The organism is Mesorhizobium muleiense (assembly GCF_900099905.1).
In the GTDB taxonomy this organism is placed as follows: Bacteria; Pseudomonadota; Alphaproteobacteria; order Rhizobiales; family Rhizobiaceae; genus Mesorhizobium; species Mesorhizobium muleiense.
This window is the reverse complement of record NZ_FNEE01000032.1, coordinates 21,647-43,125: the sequence shown is the minus strand read 5'-3', so window position 1 is coordinate 43,125 and position 21,479 is coordinate 21,647. Positions and strand designations below refer to the sequence as shown.

8 protein-coding genes are annotated in these 21,479 nt (G+C 64.6%); 6 read left to right on the top strand and 2 right to left on the bottom strand.

From position 1 onward, the window contains the following. Window positions 1–184: 184 nt before the first annotated feature. Window positions 185–5,665 carry an alpha-2-macroglobulin family protein gene (locus tag BLT09_RS30850; RefSeq protein WP_091600290.1) on the bottom strand — a complete coding sequence of 1,827 codons (5,481 nt, stop codon included), beginning with the start codon at window positions 5,663–5,665 and terminating at the stop codon, window positions 185–187. Between the two features lie 304 nt (window positions 5,666–5,969). On the opposite strand from BLT09_RS30850, the gene BLT09_RS30845 reads away from it, so the two are divergent. The 6 genes from BLT09_RS30845 (at window position 5,970) to BLT09_RS30820 (ending at window position 20,700) form a co-directional block, all read left to right on the top strand. Beyond that, a complete protein-coding gene (locus BLT09_RS30845; RefSeq protein WP_091600289.1) occupies window positions 5,970–7,898 on the top strand; it encodes an autotransporter assembly complex protein TamA in 1,929 nt (642 codons plus the stop codon). Then, window positions 7,898–13,948 carry a translocation/assembly module TamB domain-containing protein gene (locus BLT09_RS30840; RefSeq protein WP_091600288.1) on the top strand — a complete coding sequence of 2,017 codons (6,051 nt, stop codon included), beginning with the start codon at window positions 7,898–7,900 and terminating at the stop codon, window positions 13,946–13,948. Before BLT09_RS30845 ends, BLT09_RS30840 begins: the two co-directional genes overlap by 1 nt. Window positions 13,949–14,336: 388 nt before the next feature. Continuing rightward, window positions 14,337–15,992, top strand: coding sequence for an ABC transporter substrate-binding protein (locus BLT09_RS30835; protein ID WP_091600287.1), 1,656 nt, complete (start codon window positions 14,337–14,339; stop codon window positions 15,990–15,992). A 224-nt stretch (window positions 15,993–16,216) separates the two neighbouring features. Continuing rightward, on the top strand, window positions 16,217–17,251 hold the full coding sequence (locus BLT09_RS30830; RefSeq protein WP_027153847.1) for an ABC transporter permease: 1,035 nt from the start codon (window positions 16,217–16,219) through the stop codon (window positions 17,249–17,251). Between the two features lie 12 nt (window positions 17,252–17,263). Then, entirely contained in the window at window positions 17,264–18,421 is a 1,158-nt protein-coding gene (locus BLT09_RS30825; protein WP_091600286.1) for an ABC transporter permease, read from the top strand. Between the two features lie 50 nt (window positions 18,422–18,471). After that, window positions 18,472–20,700 (top strand): dipeptide ABC transporter ATP-binding protein, encoded by a 2,229-nt coding sequence (locus tag BLT09_RS30820; protein WP_091600285.1) that lies wholly within the window; start codon window positions 18,472–18,474, stop codon window positions 20,698–20,700. 13 nt (window positions 20,701–20,713) lie between these two features. On the opposite strand, the gene BLT09_RS30815 is transcribed toward BLT09_RS30820, so the two are convergent. After that, window positions 20,714–21,304 carry a transglycosylase SLT domain-containing protein gene (locus BLT09_RS30815; protein WP_091600284.1) on the bottom strand — a complete coding sequence of 197 codons (591 nt, stop codon included), beginning with the start codon at window positions 21,302–21,304 and terminating at the stop codon, window positions 20,714–20,716. Between the last annotated feature and the right edge of the window lie 175 nt (window positions 21,305–21,479).

The window sequence follows — 21,479 nt, the reverse complement described above, 5'->3', positions numbered from 1 at the left end:
CGGCACCTTCTCCCCGTATAGCGACGGGGAGAAGGGGGCTGTCACGGCCCACGGCGGCTTTTCTGCAGCGTTCGAATTTGGCGAAAACTTCGGCGCAGGCCTCTTTCTCCCCGTCACTATACGGGGAGAAATGCCCGGCAGGGCAATGAGGGGCAGCGCCATCGCCATGTTCCTGTTCGCCGCCTTACGGCGCCCTGACCTCCATCATGCCGGTCGCGGTGCGGGCCGAATATTGCGGCCGGTACATGTCCTCGACGGTTGCCGCCGGGTGGGCATAGGTGCCCGGCGTCACCGCACGCACGACATAGGCGAGCGTGATGTTGCGGTCGCCTTCGCCGTCGTTCGGATTGAAAGCGGCGACGAAACGGTCGTCGCGGAATTCGAGATGGGCGGCGTCTGTCTGGGCCAGCCAGGAGAAATTCGACAATTGGGCGCTGGAAACCAGGCCCGGATTGTCGATCTCGAAGCCGGCCGGCAGCAGATCGGTGATCACCAGCCGCGACGGCCATTTGTTCTGCTCGTAGATATTGAGCACGACGACATAGCGTTCGTTCTGGATCGCCTGCGTGACATTGGCTTCGGTGCCGTCGAGCTTGTAGTAGGTGCGGCCGATGGTGAAGCCGTCGCCGCTGGCCGGCAGCGGCTGGATCGGCGAGGCCACCGTGGTGACGACCGCCTGCAACGGGTTGCTGCCGGTGTTGGCGACGGTCAGCGGACTGTCGGCAATGTCGCTGCCGGTGATCTGGTCCGAATAGGCGCCGGCATGCGGCGCGCCATTGATGGTCAGCGCGATCGCATCATTGCCGGCCTTCAGGGCACGCGCCGCCAGCAGCATCCAGGACTCGTCCTGCGTGCTGGTCCATCTGACGGCGGCGCGTTCCTGCGTCACCCGCTTGATCAGCGCCGGCACGATCGTCGGCACTGGCTTGGATTCGGCGGCAAGCGCCAGCATCGCCGCGCCGTCACGCAGCGGCGAGCCATAATCGGACCTGTAGTAGTCGTATGCCGAGGTCGAATTGGCCAGTTGCAGGGCGGCCTGGAAGGTGGCTTCCGAGCGCTGCGTATCGCCATAGAGCGCCAGGCCCGCCGCCAATTGGGCGACGGCCATCGGGCTGGTAAAGGCTTCGAGCTGGGTGTCGGCATAGTAGCGCAGATCGCCGATCGAGGCCTTCTTGTTGCGGGCCAGCACGTAGAGCGCATAGGCGATCTCGCTGCCGCGATCCTTGACGTCCTGGTCGTAGCCGATCGCGTTTTGCAGATTGCTCAGCGCCTGGTTCATCGCCAGCGCCGGCACGTCGTATTTCTGCTCGCGCGCCCTGGTCAGGAAGTCGGTGACATAGGCGTCGAGCCACAAATCGCCGGAGCCCGGGCCCCACAGGCCGAAGCTGCCGGCCGAGGCCTGGTAGCTCAGCACCTTGTAGATGGCGTCCTGGATGCGGCCGTGCAGATCGACGTCGCTGGCCACGCCGACGCCCGACGCCATCTCGTTGACATAGAGCAGCGGCATGGCCCGGCTGGTGGTCTGCTCGGCGCAGCCATAGGGGTAGCGGTCGAGCGTCATCAGCAGCGATGGCACGTCGAAGGCCGCCGCCTGTGAAACGCCGACGCTGACCGAAGCGCCGTCGAGCAGGCTTGCCGCCAAGAGCTCCTTGTCGACGCGCAGCGAGCCGCCATTGCCCTTGAGGTCGACCACCATGCGGGTGGTCACCGGCAATTGCGCCGGACGCACCGGGACATAGAGCGTCTGCTCGACAGCGGTGCCGTCGGCATGGGCGAGCTTGATGGTGATCGAAGCGTTCCCCGGCGCCTCGGCGATCAGCGGCACGGTCAGCGTCTGCCGCTTGCCCTTGGCCAGTGTCAGCTTTTCGGGCAGGGCGGCACTGCCGGTCGAAAGTTCGCCTGACGTGTCGATCGACAGCGCATAGTCGCCCTCCGGACCGTCGGCGTCGGTGACGTCGAGCCGCATGACGGCCGAATCGCCGGGCGCCAGGAAGCGCGGCAGGCCGGCGGTGATCACCACCGGATCGCGCACGATCACGTCGGACTGGGCGTGGCCGACCCCGTCCTCGGTCCAGGCGACGGCCATGACGCGCACGGTGCCGTTGAACTGCGGGATGTCGAAGTCGACCCGCGCCTTGCCGTCGGCGTCGAGCTGGACCGGACCGGAGAAGAAGGCGACCAGCTTTTCGGTCGGCGGGCTGCCTTGCGACTGGATGTTGGCGCCGTCGCCGCCGCTGCGCAGCTTGCCGGTCGTGCCCAGCGAGCCGTCGATCAGGCGGCCGTAGAGGTCGCGTACTTCAAGGCCGAGCATGCGCTGGCCGAAGAACCAGGTCTCCGGATCCGGCACCTTGTAGTTGGTCAGGTTGAGGATGCCGACGTCGACGGCCGCGACCATGACATAGGCGTTGGCGCCCGGCTGCACGCCGGCCACCGAAACCGGGATCGACAGCTGCTGGCGCGGCATGGTCTTGTCCGGCGGCGTCAGGCTGACGGCGAGTTTTTTCGAGCCCGGATCGACCTTCAGCCATTTGACGCCGATGGCGCGCGCCGGCATGCGGGTTTCCTGCGCATCACCCGGCCTGAACAGCGTTGCCGTCACATAGGCGCCGGCGCCCCAGTCGTCGCCGACCGGGATGTCGATGGTGCTGCCGCCGGCCGGCACGCTGGCGGTGACGGTCTTCAAGAGTTTGTCGGCGCCGATGGTGACGAGCAGCTCGCCGGCAAAATGCGGCGACACTTTGAGCTTGGCCACTTCCCCGGCCGCATAGCTGTCCTTGTCGAGGGCGATTTCGAGGCCGTCGGGCGTTTCGGTGGTGGTGGAACTGACATACCAGCCGGCGTCGAACTCGTAGCTGGTCGCCGGGCCCTCCGGGTCAGACGTCTCGATCTCGAGCCGGTAGCGGCCCCAGTCGACCGGCAGCGAGACGGTGGCCTCGCCGTCGGCGGTCATGTCGACCTGGCCGCTGGCCACCGACTTGGTGAAGGTCACCGGCTCATAATTCCAGGAATTGCTGGAGCGGTACCATTGGTAGTTGCGTTCGACCTTGACCAGCGACCATTGCGCGCCCTGGAGCGCCTCGCGCTTGCCGTCGGGGTCGACGGCAATCAGGCCGAACTTCGCCGTGCCGCCTTGCGGCACCTCGTCGCCGTCGAAATCCGGGCGGATGCCGATCATCTGGCCCTGCGGCCGGATGGCGATGTTGAGCGAGCGTTCGACGGCGCGGCCGCCGGTCTCGCGCATCCTGACCGTAACCTTGGCGTCGACCAGCCTGGTGGTCGAGGGCAACTGGTCGACGGAAACCGGGAAGGTCGCCTTGCCGTCGTCGCCGACCACCGGCAGGCCGGTGAACGGGGTGACTGACGGTTCCGCCGACTGCTCGTCGGCGAGGCCGAAGGAATAGCCCTTGAAGCGGTCCCAGGCGCGGGTGGTCGACAGCGTCAGTTCGCCTTCGAGCGCCAGCCCGGCGGCCGGCGCGCCATAAAGGAAGCGGCCGTCGACGGTAACGTTAGCGGTTTCGCCCTGCGCGAACTCCTGCTTGTCGGAGGACAGGTCGAACTCGATGCGATCCGGCACGAAATCCTCGACCAAAAACATCTGGCTGGCGACCGCCGCCTGCTTGGGGTCGGTGTGGATCGCCACCGTCCAGGTGCCGCGCATGGCGTTGGGTTCGAGCGGCAGGTCGACGGCATGGCCGCCGGCCGATGCGCCGTCGCTGACGATGCGGCGGTTCTCGACGCCGTCGGGACGGGTGAAGATGAAGGTCAGCGGCAGGTTCTCGACCGCCTTGGCGGCGCTGTCGCGGGCAAGTGCTGCGACATGGACGTCCTCGCCGGCGCGGTAGATGCCGCGTTCGGTCCAGGCATAGACGTCGAGCGCGCCCGGCGCCGGACGCCCGGTGACGCCGCGATCGGAAAGATCGAAGCCGGCGCGGCCCATGTCGAGGAAGACGAAGTCGCTGTCACCCTGCTTGGCTGTCAGCACGGCCGGCACCATGCCGCCGTCGCCGCGCGTCAGTCCGGGGTTGAAGACGGCGCGGCCTTCCGCGTCCGTGGTCGCGGTGCCGAGGATCTCGTTGTTCCTGGCCAGCAGCGTCAGTTCAGCACCTGATATCGGCTTGGCGGTTGCGAGCGAACGGGCAAAGACGTTCAGCCCGTCCTGCCCGGTATAGGTCGACAGGCCGATATCGGAGATGACGAACCATTGCGTGGCGCGCGAATCATAGTCGTCGTCGTTCTCGTCGACCGGTTGCGCGGTCAGCACATAGACGCCGGGCTTGCGTTGCGGCAGCGCTTCGTCGACCGGGAAGGAGGTTGTGACTTCCTTGTTCAGGTCGTTGGCGATGTCGATCAGGCCCTGCCAGACCGGCGCGCCCATCTGGTCGGAAATGTTGGAGATGTCGTAGCCGTCAAGCTGGCGCAGGAACTGGTAGCCGGACAGAAGCTGGGTCAGCGAGCGGTCGCCGATGCGATAAAGCTTCATTTCGGCGGCGCTCATGTTGACGGTGACGACCGGGATGCCGCGACGCGCGCCGGCCGGCAGCACGAAGCTGTCGCCGGTGAAACGGGCGGACGGGGCGCGGTCCTGCACATAGATCGACAGCAACACCGGGGTGGAGATCACCTCGCCGACGGCGGCCGGCAGGCCGGGGCGGAAGGTCACGTCGTAATGCTGGCCGTGCTCGAGCCCCTCGACGCAGATCTGCTTGTCCTTGGCCTCGACGCCCTTGGGGGCGGCGTTGTCGACGGTGACGAATTGCGCGTAGTCGACGCCGGTCTTGACCAGGTCTTCTGAAAATTGCGCGCAGATGCGTGGCGCGCTGGTGTCGGCGTCGACCGTGTGATCGACGACGCGGAAGCCCTTGCGCGCCTTGAGGTCGTGGTAGGCGGCCGTGACCCAGGGCGAACTGACCAGCGCGAGGCTCGCTTCGTAGGCCTGCAGCGCCGGCCGAGCGAGGTCGCGGCGATCGAGCCCGTCGCCAAGCAGTGCCAGCGCTTCGGCACGGGTTTTTGTGGTGCGCAGCAATTTGTAGGCGTTGAAGCCGGCGGAGGTGGCGTTCGCCGGCAGGGTCGACGCCTCGGCGCTGTTGGCGGTCGGCTGCACGGCAAGTGTTTCCCGCGCCAGTTCAAGCCAGAGTTGGCCATCGTCGGGCAATACCGAAACCAAAGCCTCGTATTTTTGAACGGCCAAGCGGTGGTCGCCGGTCTGCGACGCTTGCCTTGCCGCCTCCCGCAGCGCCGTCAGTCCTTCGGTGGGCTTGGTGTAGGCCGGGCCGGTGAGCCTGTTGCGGTATTGCTGGGCCTGGTCGGCCATCCAGGCGGGGAAGAAGGCGAGCGCCGGCGGCGCGCCGATGTCGGGGTCGCCTTCGACGTTGACGACCTTGCCGGCGACGGCGCCCTTGAAGGGCTTCAGCGTGTTATAATCGGATTTGAGAAAACACCATTTGGCCTTGGGGTTGTAGGTGAAGGCGCGGCAGGCGGGATCGCCGAGACATGTCGTCGTGCACTGATCGAGGCTGACGTTCTGGTCGGATCTGAGATCGAAGCCGAAATAATCGGAATTGTCCGATGTCACCACCCGGCGCGCTTCGGCCGCTTGCGCGACACTGCCCCAAGCGAAAAAGAGAAGAAAAAGAATCGACAGACCACGAGCCGCGCGCATTGCCATGACACCCCTCCGGACACTGCTTACGTTACGTCCACGTTACGACCAGACATGTTCAAGCTTCGGTCCAGCTTGTCAACACAAGGACGCGGCAGGTTCCCGCCTGCCAACGGTTTCCTTTCCGGCCGATGACCGGTAGTACCTCCACAGGACAGGGATCACGCTTTCTTGCGGCGACGCAGAAGGTGTGAATTCCAAGCCCTGTCCATTTCAGACAGTTGGATTGTGGCATTTGGATTGTGGCCCGTTTACGAGCAATTCAGAACTTCATTCCAATTTTAGCTTTGGCCGCTAGTGTAGAGTTGTAATGTCGGCGTATGAAAGGCAGATGTCGGGAGGAACCGCGCCACGGCGCGTGTTTTCGCTCGCCTTGCTATCCGCCTTGCTATGCTCGACTGCACTGATTGGCGCGAGCGGAAATGCGGCCGCTTTCGAGATCTTCGGCATCAAGCTGTGGGGATCGTCGGAGGATGAAGATGCCGACATCGTCGATCCGCTGCGCTATGCGGTGACCATAGAGGCGCCCGACGCCGACGAGGATCTCGCCGAAAAACTCGAAAACGCCTCGGCGCTGAAGGACGACGAAGAACGTCCGGTCTCCGGTTCGCTCGGCCTGCTGGCCAAGGCGCGTGCCGACCGCGATCAGCTTGTCGCCGCCCTCTATGCGGACGCCCGCTACGAGGGCGTCGTCACCATTACCATCGAAGGCAAGCCGCTCGACGATTTGCCGCCCGACGCCGAATTCTCGGGTCCGCAGCCGATTCCGGTGGTGATCAACATTGCGGCCGGGCCGAAGTTCACGCTTGGCGACATCAGGCTGGAGGGCGATGCGGCGGGGCTGTCGGGCGCCGATTTCGGCCTGATCGCCGGCGGCGATGCCGGGTCCGGTGCCGTGCTCAAGGCCGAGGCGTCGATCGTGCGGGCGCTCAAGGAGGACGGCAGGCCGCTGGCCAAGGTGACCGCCCGCGAGATCGTTGCCGATCACGCCACTTCGACGCTCGACGTGGCGCTGACCGTGGCCGCCGGGCCGGTTGCCGGCTATGGCGACACCACGGTCGAAGGCACCGAGAAGGTCGACCGCGATTTCACCGAATACATGACCGGCCTGAAACGCGGCCGCCAATATTCGCCGGAAGAGGTCGACGAGGCGCGCGACCGGCTGCTCGGGCTGGAAGTCTTCAACAGCGTTACGCTGAAGGAGGCCGACGGTCTCGACGCCGACGGCAACATCCCGATCGGCGTCGAAGTGAGCGAGCGCAAGCCGCGCTATTTCGGCCTTGGCGGCACCTTCTCCAACACCGAGGGGCTCGGCCTCGAAGGCTATTGGGGTCACCGCAATCTGTTCGGCCGTGCCGAAAAACTGCGCATCGAGGGCGAAATCAGCGGCATCGGCAGCAACGAGCTGACTGAGCTCAACTACAATGCCGGCATCATGTTCGAAAAGCCGGGCGTGGTCGGGCCGGCGTCTAAATTCTTCGCCAACGTCAACACCGTGCTGGAGCATCCCGACGCCTACGACCGTTTCTCTGTCAAGGGCAGCACCGGCCTGTCTTATGACCTCGACAGGCAGCAGACGGTTTCGGCGGAGGTCGCGCTCGACTATTCGAAGATCACCGATTCTTTCGGCAAGCACACTTTTCTGATCGCCAGCATTCCGCTGCGATATGTCTTTGACAACCGCGACAACCGGCTCAACCCGACGACCGGATTCAGAGCGCTGGCCTATGCCGAGCCGAGCTACGACATTTTGAACGGAGCCGCCTTCGTCAAGCTGAGGGGCGAAGGATCGGCCTATCAGGCGCTCGACGCGGCCTCGAAGTTCGTCCTGGCCGAACGCGTCGCCATCGGTTCGATCATCGGCGCCGGCCTTCAGGATGTTCCGGCCGACCGCCGTTTCTATTCCGGCGGCGGCGGCTCGGTGCGCGGTTATGCCTATCAGGGCATCGGTCCGAAGGACGCCGACGGAGAGCCGATCGGCGGGCTGTCCATCTTCGAGACCTCGATCGAGATGCGCATCGCCATCACCGACACGATCGGCGTCGTGCCGTTCGTCGATGCCGGCACCGTCTCGACCGATCAATTCCCGGATTTTTCCAACATGAAGGTCGGCGCCGGCGTCGGCTTGCGCTATATTACGCCGTTCGGACCGCTGCGCATCGACGCGGCGGTGCCGCTCAACCCGGATCCCGACGACCCGGATTTCGGTATCTATGCCGGCATCGGCCAGGCGTTTTGATGACAATGTTCAAGCGCATCCTTCGCATTGCCCTTTACACGCTGCTCGTCCTGGTGGCGGCGGTGGTCGGTGCGCTCGTCGTGCTGACCAAGACCGAGCGCGGCCGCGCCAATCTCGCCGGCATCATCTCGACCGTGGCGTCGAGCGATGACCAGAAGGTCACGGTCAGCGGTATCGACGGCATCTGGTCCGGCGCGCTGACGGTCGACCATGTGGTGCTGGAGGATCGCCAGGGCGCCTGGCTGGTGGCGCGCAAGGTGGCGGTCGACTGGTCGCCGCTGGCGCTTCTGTCGAAGAACTTCAGCGCCGGCCGCGTCGCCGCCGATCGCATCGAGCTGGCGCGGCTGCCGGTGGCCGGCACGCAGCCGAGCCAAGGTGGCGCCACCACGCTGCCGGTGTCACTCGACGTCAAGCAGATCGACCTGCCGGAAATCGCGCTCGGACAGGCGCTGGCCGGCAGCGGTATCGCCGAGCTCGCCGCCAAGGGATCGTTCAAGGCCGACGCGGCGCCATTGGCGCTCGAAACCAGCCTCAACATCACCCGCCGCGACGGCAAGCAAGGCAAGGTCGACGCCAACATCCATTTCGCGCCCGCCGACAACAAGCTGGACCTCGATCTGAAGGCGTCGGAGCCGGCCGGCGGCATTATCGCCAATCTGCTCAAATTGCCGGATGCGCCGCCGGTCAGCATCGTCGTCACCGGCACCGGGCCGGTCGCCAACTGGAGCGGCATCGGTACCTTCGTCGTCGACGGCCAGATCGTCACCCAGCTCACCGGTCGGCACCAGGTCACCGACAAGGGCAACTATGTCGAGGCCAAGGGCGACGGCGATTTCCAGCGCTTCTTGCCCGACAATCTGAAATCCTTGTTCGCCGGCAAGACCAGCTTCGACCTCGCCGGAACCGCGATCGTGACAGGCGGCGTCGAGGTTGAGCGCGCCAGCATCGACAGCGATGCCGTGCATGGCACCGCCGCGGGCAGCATCGACCCCAACGGCGCCAGCGACCTTTCGGCGGAACTCGCCGCCAAGGGTCCACCAATCGTGCTCAGCCTCGGCGCCGCGGCGCAGCCGGTGACGGTGGCGATCACCGGCGCCACGGCCCGCGCGTTCGGCGGCGGCGAGGCGCCGATAATCGACATCGGCGCGTCCCTGGTCTCGGTGGTGGCGGGCGGCACCCGGGTGGACGATCTGGTGGCCGAAATCCATTCCGACGGCTTCGACATCCAGGACCGCAGCGGACCGGTCACCATCAAGCTTATCGCCGGCGGCCTGAACACCGACGTGGCGACGCTGGCGCCGCTGGTGACCGGCAGGGTCACCGCGGACCTCGCCGGGTCGGTCAGCAAGGACGAGATCGTCGTCGATCAAGGCACGCTGCGCAGCGATGCGCTCAATGCCTCGGTGACATCCAGGGTGACGCTGGCCGATCTGGCGATGACGCTCAAGATGAATGCCGATGCCGTCTCGACGGCGCTGCCGCCGCAGATACGCCCGATTCTCGGCGAGCGCGTGACATTCTCGGCGACCGCGACCCGCGACCCGCAAGGCTTGTTTGCCGCCAATGCGCTGCAACTCACGTCGGGCTCGCTCAGCGCCAGCGGCACCGCCAGCGCGACGGGCACCGACATCCAGGCCGACATCAGGGGCACGCTCGGCGATGTTTCAGTGCTGTCGCCGATGGTCGGCGTAGCGGTCGGCGGGGCCATTGATTTCGCGCTGACGGCGAGCGGCGCGCGCACGGCGCCGGATTTCTCGGTCTCGGCCGACAGCGACAGCCTGACCGCGTCGGGCCATACGGTCAAGACGATCAAGCTGACAGCGACGGGCAAGGCCGACATCGTCAATCCCGCTGCCGATGTCGCACTGACAGGGTCCGTCGACGACCAGCCGCTCGATCTCAGGGCATCTTTGGTGACGCGCGACGGAACACGTTCCGTCAACGGGCTTAGCCTGTCGCTGGCCGACAACAAGGTCTCGGGCGATCTCGTGCTCGACGACAGCTTGCTGCCGCTCGGCACGCTGACACTCGAAGCGCTCGATATCGGCCCGCTGGCCGCGCTTGCCGGGCAGACGGCGGCCGGCGACGTGCAGGGCAGCATCCGCCTCTCGAATGATGGTGGCGCGCCGTCGGTAGCCGTCGATATGACGAGCGGGTCTATTTCCCGCGGCGATCTGGCGGCGAAGACCATCGCCGTCAACGCGCTGGTCGCCAACTTTCTCAAGGCGCCGGCGATCTCCGGCACGATCAAGGCCGATACGGTCACATCAGGCGCCACCGTGATCAGCGGCATCGGTGTCGATTTGAAGCGCGACGGCGACTGGACCGGGTTTTCCGGCGGCGCCACCGTCGCCGGCATTCCGGCCACGGCCGAAGGCAGGGTGAAGATCGCCGACGGCACGACAAGCGTCGAGATCGCTTCCGGCGACGCGACCATTCGCGGCATCAAGGCGGCGATCGCGCAGCCGTCGACCTTGAGCATCGCCAATGGCACCGCAAGCATCGAGAAGCTGATGCTCGATATCGGCGGCGGATCGGTGACAATGTCCGGCACCGCCGGCCCGACGCTCGATCTCGCGGCAGAGTTTTCCGGGCTGCCGGCCGCCTTGGCCAATGATTTTTCACCCGGCCTCGACGCCGCGGGCACGCTTGGTGGAACGGCGCAAGTGACGGGACCGTCAGCAGCCCCTGACATTCGTTTCGATGCGCAACTCAGCGACGCCGAGACCAGCCAGACCCGCCAGGCGGGGCTTGGGCCGCTCAACCTCGATGCGGCAGGCAGCTTCTCCTCCGCCGGCGGCGTCGCCATCGACCGCGCGACACTTTCAGGAGACAAGATTTCCGGCAAGGCTGCCGGCACCATCAATCCGAACGGCGCCAGCGATTTTGCGCTCGACCTGGCCTCGACCGGCCCGAGCCTGCCGCTGGCGCTCGGCAGCACCGAGAGCCCGATCAAGCTCGAGCTGCAGGCGCTTTCGGTAAAGGCTGCAGGGCAGGGCACGCAGCCGCAGCTCGACATTTCCGCTGTTCTGCCGTCGGTCGCGACGAAATTCAGCGATGTCGAGGGGCTCACGCTGGCATTGCACTCGGACGCTTTCGACGTGAAGAGCCGGACGGGGCCGGTCTCCGGCACGGTGACGGCAAACAAGATCGGCCTGGACAATCCGACCATAGCGCCGCTGATCGCCGGCAAGATCACGGCACAAGTCGCCGGCAGCCTGGCGACCGACGGCATTGTCATCGACAGCGGGTCGGTGACGAGCGACGCGCTGAACAGCGGCTTCAATGGAAGGATCTCGCTGGCCGACGGCGCCATCGACCTCAACCTCAAGACCGACGCCGTTTCCGCGGCGCTGCCGGCGGCAGCGCGCGGCGTGCTCGCGCAGCGGACGGAACTCAGTGCCGCGCTGAAGCGCGACGCCAATGGCAATGTCACCGCCGATGCGATCAGGCTGGTGTCCGGCGCGCTGACCGCCGACGGGCAGGCCAGCCTTGCCGACAACAAGCTCACCGTCGATATCAAGGGCGCGCTGGCCGACATCTCGCTTCTGTCAGGGGACGCCAACGGCGCCATCACCTTTGCGCTGAACGCGCAAGGCGCCAGCACCGCGCCCGACCTGTCGCTGACGGTCAACAGCGAGCGGCTTTCGGTTGCCGAACGCGAGATCACCGGGTTGAGCCTCACCGCCACCGGCAAGGCCGATGCCGCCAACCCGGCGGCCAATGTCCAACTGACCGGAAACGTCGCGGGCCAGCCCCTGCAAGGCAGCGCCGTGCTGGCGACGTCAGACGGCAAGCGCGCCATCGACGGGCTTTTGCTGTCGCTCGGCAAGAACCGGATATCAGGCGACCTGGCGCTTGACGAGGCGTTCGTGCCCGAAGGCACCGTGGCGCTCGACCTGCCCGACATCGGACCGCTGGCAGCGCTTGCGCTGGAAAAGGCGGAAGGCGACATCCGCGGCACGATCGTCTTCTCGAAGGCCGGCAATGCGCCTGGCGTCACCGTCAAGGCTTCGACCGCTTCGATTACACGCGGCGATGTTTCGGCGAAGACGGTGACCATCGATGCATCGATCGGCAATTATCTCGCGGCACCGGTGATCTCCGGAAAAATCCGTGCCGACAGCGTCACCTCCGGCGGCACCGTCGTTCGCGGCATCGATGTCGATCTGACCCGCGACGGCGACTGGACCGGCTTTTCCGGCGGCGCCACCGTCAAGGACATTCCGGCCGAGGCAGCCGGCCGCGTCAGGGTCGCCAATGGCACGACGACGGTCGAGCTCGCCTCCGGTCAGGCGACGATGCGCGGCGTCAAGGCGGCGATCGCCCAGACCTCGACCATCACCATCGCCAACGGCACCACCAGCCTGGACAGGCTCGCACTCAACCTCGGCGGCGGCACGGCGACGGTTTCGGGCAAGGTCGGGGAGGCGCTCAATCTCAACGCGACGCTGGCGCGGGTGCCGATATCGCTTGCCAACAGTTTCTCGCCCGGCCTCGATGCCGCCGGCTCGATCTCGGGCACGGTGAAGGTGACGGGCGCGCCGGCCAATCCGGCCGTCGCCTTCAAGGTCGACGCCGCAGGCGTCCAGACGTCGCAGACCCGCGGCGCCGGTTTCGGCGGCATGGGCGTTTCGTCCTCCGGCACGTTTTCCGGCAACCGACTGACCTTCGAGGCCAACATGAGCGATGCCGCCGGTCTCGGCCTCAAGGGCGGCGGCACGATGACGACATCAGGCACGCCGACGCTTGATCTCGACTTTTCCGGCAAGGTGCCGTTCGCCTTCCTGACCCGGACACTGGCCGCACAAGGCCTGTCGTTGAGCGGCACGGCCGACGTCAATCTGAAGGTGCGCGGCCCGGCGACGGCGCCGGTGATCACAGGCACGGTCCGCACGTCAGGTGCCCGCCTGATCGATGCCCGCTCGGGACTTGCAATCAACGACATCACCGCCGATGTGGCGATCGGCGATGGCGTCGCCAGGATCAACCGCCTGACCGGCAATTTGTCGACGCGCGGCAGCCTGTCGGCCAGCGGCACGGTCGGCATCAATCCGGCGCAAGGCTTTCCGGCCGACCTGTCGGTCAAGCTCGTCGACGGTCGCTACACCGACGGCAGGGTGGTCACCGCCAATCTCGGCGGCGACCTGACCATCAAGGGGCCACTCGCATCGGCGCCGTTGATCTCGGGTACGATCAACCTGGCCAAGACCGTCATCACCGTTCCCGAAAAGTTGCCGGGCTCGCTGGCGGCGCTCAACATCAGGCACAAGAACGCACCGGCCGCCGTGCGCGCGCAAGACAAGGCGTTGCGTCCGGCGACGGCGAGCAGCAGCAGCGGTGGTGGCGGCCTCAACCTCGATGTCACGGTCAACGCGCCCAGCCAGATCTTCATCCAGGGCAGGGGCGTCGATGCCGAGCTTGGCGGTTCGCTGCGGCTGACCGGCCCGGCATCGTCGCCGCAAGCGGTCGGCACCTTTGACTTGCAGCGCGGTCGGCTGTCGATCCTGGCCAAGCGGCTGACCTTCACCGAAGGCACGGTCGGCTTTTCGGGGTCGCTGGTGCCCTATCTCAATCTCACGGCGACATCGACGACGAGCAGCACCACCGTCACCATCGTGGTGTCGGGCGAGGCGACCAATCCGAAATTCAACTTCTCGTCAGTGCCGGCATTGCCAGAGGACGAGGTCCTGGCGCAACTGATTTTCGGCCGCTCGATGTCGAACCTGTCGCCGCTGCAGATCGCCCAGCTTGCCGAAGCCGCCGCGCAACTGGCCGGCATCGGCGGCTCGACCTCGCTGCTCCAGAACCTGCGCAGCGCCATCGGCGTCGACGATCTCGACGTCGTCACCGACGAGGAGGGCGGCACCGCGGTCTCGGCCGGCAAATATCTCAACGACCGCACCTATGTGACGATCCAGAAGGGCGACAAGCCGGGTTCGGGCAAGGCGGCGATCGATCTCGACGTCGGCCGCGGCGTCAAATTGCGCGGCGAAGCCACCGATGCCGGCGAAGCCAAGGGTGGCATTTTCTACGAACGCGAGTACTGAAGCCGGCCTGCGCGAAATGGTCCGGCAATCCGACAGCCCTCGTCGCCATATCGGCACTCATCCGGATCGGCCGGCGCGGTGCAAAGCTTCGCGCATGACCCCGAGAATCGAAATCGATTTCGGCGCAAAATCAAACTGCTACAGCGTCCGTTGCGCGGCCAACCGGACGTGCGGCGCGGCAGTGAATGTCTCAGTTTGATCGATGCCGGAGATTCGAACGAAATCTGCCGGGCAATAGCAATTTTGCGCCAAGACTGTCGTTATCACGCGAACTGCTTCCCTTCCAAAGTTGCACATTCCTTGGCATGTTCCCAATCCGTGCCGTTTTTGACATCACGGCCCGGATGCGGAATGGTAAAAGGCAGAAAGCCAACAATGGGAGTTCTCGATGACAATCTACAAGAGTAATGGCGACCGCGTTCCGGATCACATCCATGCAATGGCCGAGGAAGCCAGGGCGGGACGTGTCGATCGCCGCGAGTTTCTCGCTTTGGCCAGTGTCTTCGGCGCGTCCACGGCGATGGCCTATGGAATGCTCGGCCTCGCCGACCCGACGCCGGCGAGAGCGCAGGACGTGCAGGGCAAGAAGGGCGGCATACTGAAGGTCGCTATGTGGATCAAGGATCCGAAGGATCCGCGCAAGGCAGACTGGTCGGAAATCGCCAATGCCGAGCGCCAGGCGATCGAGCCGTTGGTCAAGTACACAAACGAATACACGTTCCGCCCCTACCTGCTCGAGAGCTGGGACGTCAACGACGACGCCACCGAATACACGCTGCATGTGCGCAAGGGCGTCACCTGGAACAACGGCGATCCGTTCACCGCCGACGACGTCATCTTCAACTTCAAGCGTTGGGGCGACAAGAAAGCCGAAGGCAATTCCATGCCCGGTCGCCTCGGCTCGCTGGTCAAGGACGACAAGCTGGATGAGAGCGCCGTCACCAAGGTCGACGATCACACGATCAAGCTGACGCTCAGCACGCCGGATATCGCGCTCATCCCCAACGTGTGCGACTATCCCGGTCTCGTCGTCCACAAGACCTTCGACGAAAAGGGCGGCGATTTCAAAGCCTGCCCGATCGGCACCGGCCCATTTGAACTGGTCTCCTACGATGTCGGCCAGAAAGTCGTCTACAAGCGCCGCGAAGACAACAAGTGGTGGGACGGCGAGGTCTTTCTCGACGGCATCGAGTTCATCGACTACGGCACCGATCCGGCGGCCACGGTCAGCGCCTTCGAATCCGGAGAGGTCCATACCAACTTCGAGACGTCGGCCGACTATGTGTCGATCCTCGACGGTGTCGACCTGGTCAAGTCCGAGGTCGTCACCGCTTCGACGATCGTCTGCCGCACCAATGTGACCAACAAGCCTTACGACGATCAGAAGGTCCGCAACGCCCTGCAGCTCGCGGTCGACAACGCTGTCGTGCTCCAGCTGGGCGGTGGCAATGCCGGCACTGTCGCCGAAAACCACCATGTCTCGCCGATCCATCCGGAATATTTCGAGCTGGCGAAGATTGCCCGCGATCCGGCCAAGGCGAAGGCGCTGATGGCGGAAGCCGGTCAGGCCGATTTCGAGCACGAGCTGATCACGGTCGACGAAGACTGGCACAAGAATACCGGCGATACGATCGCCGCGCAGATGCGCGACGCCGGCATCAAGGTCAAGCGTACGGTGCTGCCGGGTTCGACCTTCTGGAACGACTGGACCAAATACCCGCTGTCGATGACCAACTGGAACATGCGGCCGCTCGGCGTCCAGGTTCTGGCGATCGGCTATCGCACCGGTGAAGCCTGGAACGAGACGGGCTGGTCGAATCCCGAGTGGGATGCCAAGCTCAACGCGGCGCTCGCCGTTGCCGACCCCGCCAAGCGCAAGGAAATGATGAAGGACATCGAGCAGATCCTGCAGGATTCCGGCATCATCATCCAGCCTTACTGGCGCAAGCTCTACAGCCATTCGGTCGCTGCCGTTAAGAACTACGGCATGCATCCGACCTTCGAGCGCGACTACGGCAAGGTCTGGCTCGACGAGGAGGCCTGATCGGATCGATCGTGGAAGGGGCGGTTCGCCCCTTCCACCCACGCCTTGCATGATCCCACAACCGAAGGTCGGCGCATCAAGAAAGCGCGGACTCTTCGGAGATGGCGTGCAATAAGACAGGGTTGATCGCATTCTGAGGGTCCGTTTGACAGCCAGCTCTGCCGATTGCGGCTGAACTGGCTCCAAGCCGGCCTCAACCCCAACCAGACCGGCAGGGGACCGCCATGCTTTCTTTCATCCTTCGACGCCTCGGCACCATGGCATTGACGATGCTGTGCCTGACGATGGTCGTGTTCTTCCTGATCAATCTCGATCCCAATCTGAAAAAGCTGGCAATCAGCCAGACCGAAATGCACACCTCGGCCGAGCAGCTCGAAAGCTGGCTGGTCAACCATGGCTATCGCCAGAATTTCTTCTCCCGCTATGGCCAATGGCTGGGTATCGTGCCCAAACAGCCGGTCACAGACCCGGCAACCGGCAAACCGGCGCGACGTTTCTCCTTCTGCAACGATCCTGTCGAGCCGACATTTTCCGGCGTGCTGCAGGGTGACTTCGGCTGCTCGACCAAGTTCAAGACGACGGTCGCGTCGAAGCTATTCCCGGCCCTTGGTGCTACCGGAATCCTGATGTTCTGGGTGCTTGTGGTGATGGTGCCGATCTCGCTGCTGATCGGCATCCTCGCCGGCATGCGCGAAGGCTCGCGAACCGACCGGACCTTGTCGGTCGCCTCGATTGCCTCGACGGCGACGCCCGAATATGTGTCGGGCGTCATTTTCACCGTCATCTTCGCCTCATGGCTCGGCCTGCTGAACGGTTCGGCGGCTTCGGCCAGCCGCGGCATCACCTTCTACAATTTCACGCTGCCTGTGATGACGCTGGCGATCTATGGCATCGGCTATATCGCCCGCATGACCCGCGCCTCGATGGTCGAGGTGATGACGCAGCAATATATCCGCACCGCCCGGTTGAAGGGCCTCTCCTTCGGCAGCGTCGTGGTCAAGCACGCGCTGCGCAACGCGCTGATCGCGCCATTCACCGTCATCATGCTGCAATTTCCCTGGCTGCTCACCGGCGTCGTCATTGTCGAGGTGATGTTCCGCTACCAGGGGTTTGGCTACACGCTGGTCGAGGCGGCCGGCAACAACGATATCGATCTTTTGCTCGGCTGCTCCCTGGTCTCGGTGTTCATCGTCCTGATCACGCAGCTCATTTCCGATGTCGGCTACGCGTTTCTCAATCCGCGTATCAGAGTTCAATAGGGGATCGAGCGGATGCAGCTTGAATATATCGGCGCCTTCAATGTGGTGCTTGGCGTGCTTGCGCGTTTCTGGCCGGTCTGGATCGCTCTCGTCCTGGTGATGGGGGCGAGCTTCGCCTACAAGAAGAGGCTTGGCCTCTACGGTCAGCTCTTCGACAGCAGCGTCGGCATCGTCGGCGTCGGCATCTGCCTGTTCTGGCTGTTCACGGCGATCTTCGCGTCGACCGTCTCGCCCTTCAATCCGCTTGTCCAGATCCCGATCATGAAGGACGCGCTGCCGGGCGCGGTCGAGCCGCAATCGGGACTAGTCTACCTGTTCGGCGGCGACAAGCTTGCCCGCGACGTGTTCAGCCGCATGGTCTACGGCAGCCAGATCGTGCTGATCATCGCGCCGGCGGCGACCGGGTTTGCGCTGATGGTCGGCATCACGCTCGGCCTGCCGGCCGGCTATTATGGCGGCAGGATCGATACGGTGCTGTCATTCCTCGCCAATCTGGTGCTCGCCTTCCCGGTGATCCTGCTGTTCTACCTCCTGGTGACGCCGGGCATCATGGAGACACCTATCCCCTATGCGATGGCCGGCCTGTTCTTCATGTTCCCGATCATCTTCTTCAGCGTGCTGTTCTGGACGCGCTACAAGAAACGGCCCGACCGCCTTTACATCCTCCTGGGGCTGACGCTGATCATTGGCGGCTGGGTCTATGCCGGCCTGGTCTTCGATGCCGATCCGTTCAGGATCATCCATATCGATCCCAACCAGCTCAACATCTTCGTGGCGGTGGTGTTCGCCTCCAGCCCCGGCGTGTTCCGCATCGTGCGCGGCCTGGTCATGGACATCAAAACGCGCGACTATGTGGCAGCGGCGCAGACGCGCGGTGAATCGCCCTGGTACATCATGCTGTGGGAGATACTTCCCAATGCGCGCGGGCCGCTGATCGTCGATGCTTGCCTGCGTATCGGCTACACCACGATCCTGCTCGGCACGCTCGGCTATTTCGGCCTGGGGCTGGCGCCCGAGAGCCCGGACTGGGGCACCGCGATCAAGGATGCCAGCCGGCTGCTGCGCTCCTTCATCCATCCGGCGCTGCCGCCGACGATCGCGCTGATGTCGTTCGTGCTGGGCCTTAATCTGCTGGCCGACTCGCTGCGTGAGCAATCGATGAAAGATTGATGGACGGGTTCTCGACCCGATATGCTGAAAGAACAGGATTGGAGCGACCCATGAATGAGGCAGTTCGAAATCCCCCCAAGCCGACCAACGGGCCGACCAATGGGCCGATCATCGAGATCGAGAACCTGTCGATCTCCTTCTTCACCCGCAAGGGCGAGATACCGGCCGTCATGGATTTTTCCTGCACGGTCATGCCTGGCGAAGCGATGGGCATCGTCGGCGAATCCGGTTGCGGCAAGTCGACCGTGTCGCTCGGCATCATGCGCGACCTCTCCAACATCGGAAAGATCGTCGGCGGCCGGATAAAGTTCCAGGGCAAGGACATGGGCGAGCTGTCCGACGAGGAACTGCGCGCCATCCGCGGCAACAAGATCGCGATGATCTACCAGGAGCCGATGGCCAGCCTGAACCCGGCGATGAAGGTCGGCCAGCAACTGATGGAAGTGCCGCTGATCCACGACAAGGTGTCGAAGGAAGAGGCTTATCAACGCGCGCTGGAAATGGTGCGCTCGGTCAGGCTGCCCGATCCCGAGCGCATGATGCGCTCCTTTCCGCACCAGCTTTCCGGCGGCCAGCAACAGCGCATCGTCATCGCCATGGCGCTGCTGTCGAAGCCGGCGCTGCTCTTGCTCGACGAGCCGACGACGGCGCTCGACGTGACGGTCGAAGCCGGCATCGTCGACCTGGTCAAGGGGCTCGGCGAGAAGTTCGGCACCTCGATGATCTTCGTGTCGCACAATCTCGGCCTGATCCTGGAAACCTGCGACCGCATCACGGTGATGTATTCGGGCGAAGCGGTGGAGACCGGCAAGATCAAGGACGTCTTCGACCGGATGCGCCATCCCTACACGCAAGGCCTGTTCCGCTCGATCCCGCTGCCTGGCGCCGACAAGAATTCGCGGCCTCTGATCTCAATCCCGGGGCAATTGCCGCTGCCGCACGAGCGGCCGAAGGGCTGCAATTTCGGCCCCCGCTGCCACCATTTCGTCGAGGGCGTCTGCAACGCCGCCGAAATCCCGATGATCGCGGTCGACGGCCATGAAGGCCATTTTTCGCGCTGCGTGCGCTTCAACGAGATCGACTGGGAAGCGCTGCCGCCCGGCGCCAAGAAGGTCAACGAGCGCGTCGAGCCCGGCGCGCCGGTGCTCAAGATCGAGGATCTCAAAAAGTACTACAAGGTCGGCGGAAGCGAGGTGTTCGGCTCGAGCGAGGGCCGCGTCGTCAAGGCCAATGAGACGATCTCGTTCATGGCGCGCGAATCCGAGACCGTCGCCATCGTCGGCGAGTCCGGCTGCGGAAAGTCGACGCTGGCCAAGGTGCTGCTCGGGCTGGAGACGGCAAGCTCCGGCAGCGTGACGCTCGGCAACCAGCAGATCCAGTCGATCGGGGTCGAGAACCGCAGCGTCGAGACGGTGTCGTCGATCCAGATGGTGTTCCAGAATCCGTTCGACACGCTCAATCCCAGCCATACGGTCGGCTCGCAGATCATCCGCACGCTGGAAAAGTTCAATGTCGGCAACACCGTTGCCGACCGCCGCAAGCGCATGCTGGAGCTGCTCGACCTGGTGAAGCTGCCGCGGGCGTTCGAGACCCGCAAGCCGCGCCAGCTTTCAGGCGGCCAGAAGCAGCGCATCGGCGTGGCGCGGGCTTTTGCCGGCGATGCCAAGGTGGTGGTGGCCGACGAGCCGGTCTCGGCGCTCGACGTGTCGGTGCAGGCGGCGGTGACCGAGCTGTTGATGGACATCCAGCGCAAGAACAAGACGACGATGCTGTTCATCAGCCACGACCTGTCGGTGGTGCGCTACATCGCCGACCGCGTCGTCGTCATGTATCTCGGCTATATCGTCGAGCAGGGCACGACCGACCAGATCTTTTCGCCGCCCTATCATCCCTATACCGAGGCGCTGCTGTCGGCGATCCCGATCGCCGACACCAGCGTGATCAAGAAGCACATCGTGCTGGAGGGCGACATTCCGTCGGCGATGAACCCGCCAACCGGCTGCCCGTTCCAGACCCGCTGCGGCTACAAGAAGCTGGTGCCGGACAATCTTTGCGAGACGCAGGTGCCGCCGGTCAAGCATCTCGGCGACGGCCATATGAGCCTGTGCTGGCTTGCCGACGACGTGCTGGCGAAAATGGAGCCGGTGATCAAGTTCGACAAGGAGCATGCCGCCAATGAAGGCGTGCCCGACGACGCGCCGCAGGGCATCGGTCCGGGCTTTGCCGGCGCTCCGCCGCAGCGTCCGCACGGCAAGACGCCGAAGCTGACGGACGATTAGACCCGTGGCGCCATCAACGCGCGCATTGGCGTAGCTGCGCGGCGTAGTCCCGAGCCATCTGCTCGGTGGCCCGCGCATAGCGCTGCACGCCGGCATCGCCGCGGTTGCCGCGGCCATAGGCCGTCCAGCCGAGATAATAGGCCAGATAGAGATTGTAGGTGTCGTTGCGGGCGACGCCGAGCGTGTCTGATGTCTTGGAATGATACCAGCCGACGAAATCGACGGCATCGGCGAAGCTGGTGCGGCGCGCCGCCCAACTGCCGGTCTCGCTCTGATATTGCGCCCAGGTGCCGTCAAGCGCCTGCGAGAAACCGGTGGCGCTGGAGACGCGTTTCCAGGGAATGAAGCCGAGCAGCTTCTTGCGCGGCGGCCTGGCGTTGCTCTTGAAGCCGGATTCCTTGCGCACCGTCGCCATCAGCACGGGAACCGGCACGCCGTGCTTCTGTTCGGCGCGTTCGGCCGCCGCCTGCCAGTTGTCGAACCAGCCGTCATTCTGGTCGAAGACAGCGCAGACATTGTTGATATGGCTCGGCGGCGTCGCACAGGCCGACAGCGCCAGCAGCACGGTCACGGCTACAATTTTGCTAAAACTCGACCTACCCATTGGAAGAGGATTAGGCCGGAATCATAAAGGGAATCTTGCGGCGTTCCTTAACGGCTGATCGGACGCTTTGGCCGCGGCACAGCGAGGATAGATATTCCGACGTTTTCCGTCGCTTTTGTTGGCATGAAAATCCAAAAATGCCGCCTTGGCTAAAATCGCGCCCGCAGGTGGCGGA

What these genes read in the sequence shown, in the direction of transcription:
- BLT09_RS30850 (WP_091600290.1), bottom strand. Translation starts at nt 5,665, where the DNA reads ATGGCAATGCGCGCGGCTCGTGGTCTGTCGATTCTTTTTCTTCTCTTT.
- BLT09_RS30845 (WP_091600289.1), top strand. Translation starts at nt 5,970, where the DNA reads ATGTCGGCGTATGAAAGGCAGATGTCGGGAGGAACCGCGCCACGGCGC.
- BLT09_RS30840 (WP_091600288.1), top strand. Translation starts at nt 7,898, where the DNA reads ATGACAATGTTCAAGCGCATCCTTCGCATTGCCCTTTACACGCTGCTC.
- BLT09_RS30835 (WP_091600287.1), top strand. Translation starts at nt 14,337, where the DNA reads ATGACAATCTACAAGAGTAATGGCGACCGCGTTCCGGATCACATCCAT.
- BLT09_RS30830 (WP_027153847.1), top strand. Translation starts at nt 16,217, where the DNA reads ATGCTTTCTTTCATCCTTCGACGCCTCGGCACCATGGCATTGACGATG.
- BLT09_RS30825 (WP_091600286.1), top strand. Translation starts at nt 17,264, where the DNA reads ATGCAGCTTGAATATATCGGCGCCTTCAATGTGGTGCTTGGCGTGCTT.
- BLT09_RS30820 (WP_091600285.1), top strand. Translation starts at nt 18,472, where the DNA reads ATGAATGAGGCAGTTCGAAATCCCCCCAAGCCGACCAACGGGCCGACC.
- BLT09_RS30815 (WP_091600284.1), bottom strand. Translation starts at nt 21,304, where the DNA reads ATGGGTAGGTCGAGTTTTAGCAAAATTGTAGCCGTGACCGTGCTGCTG.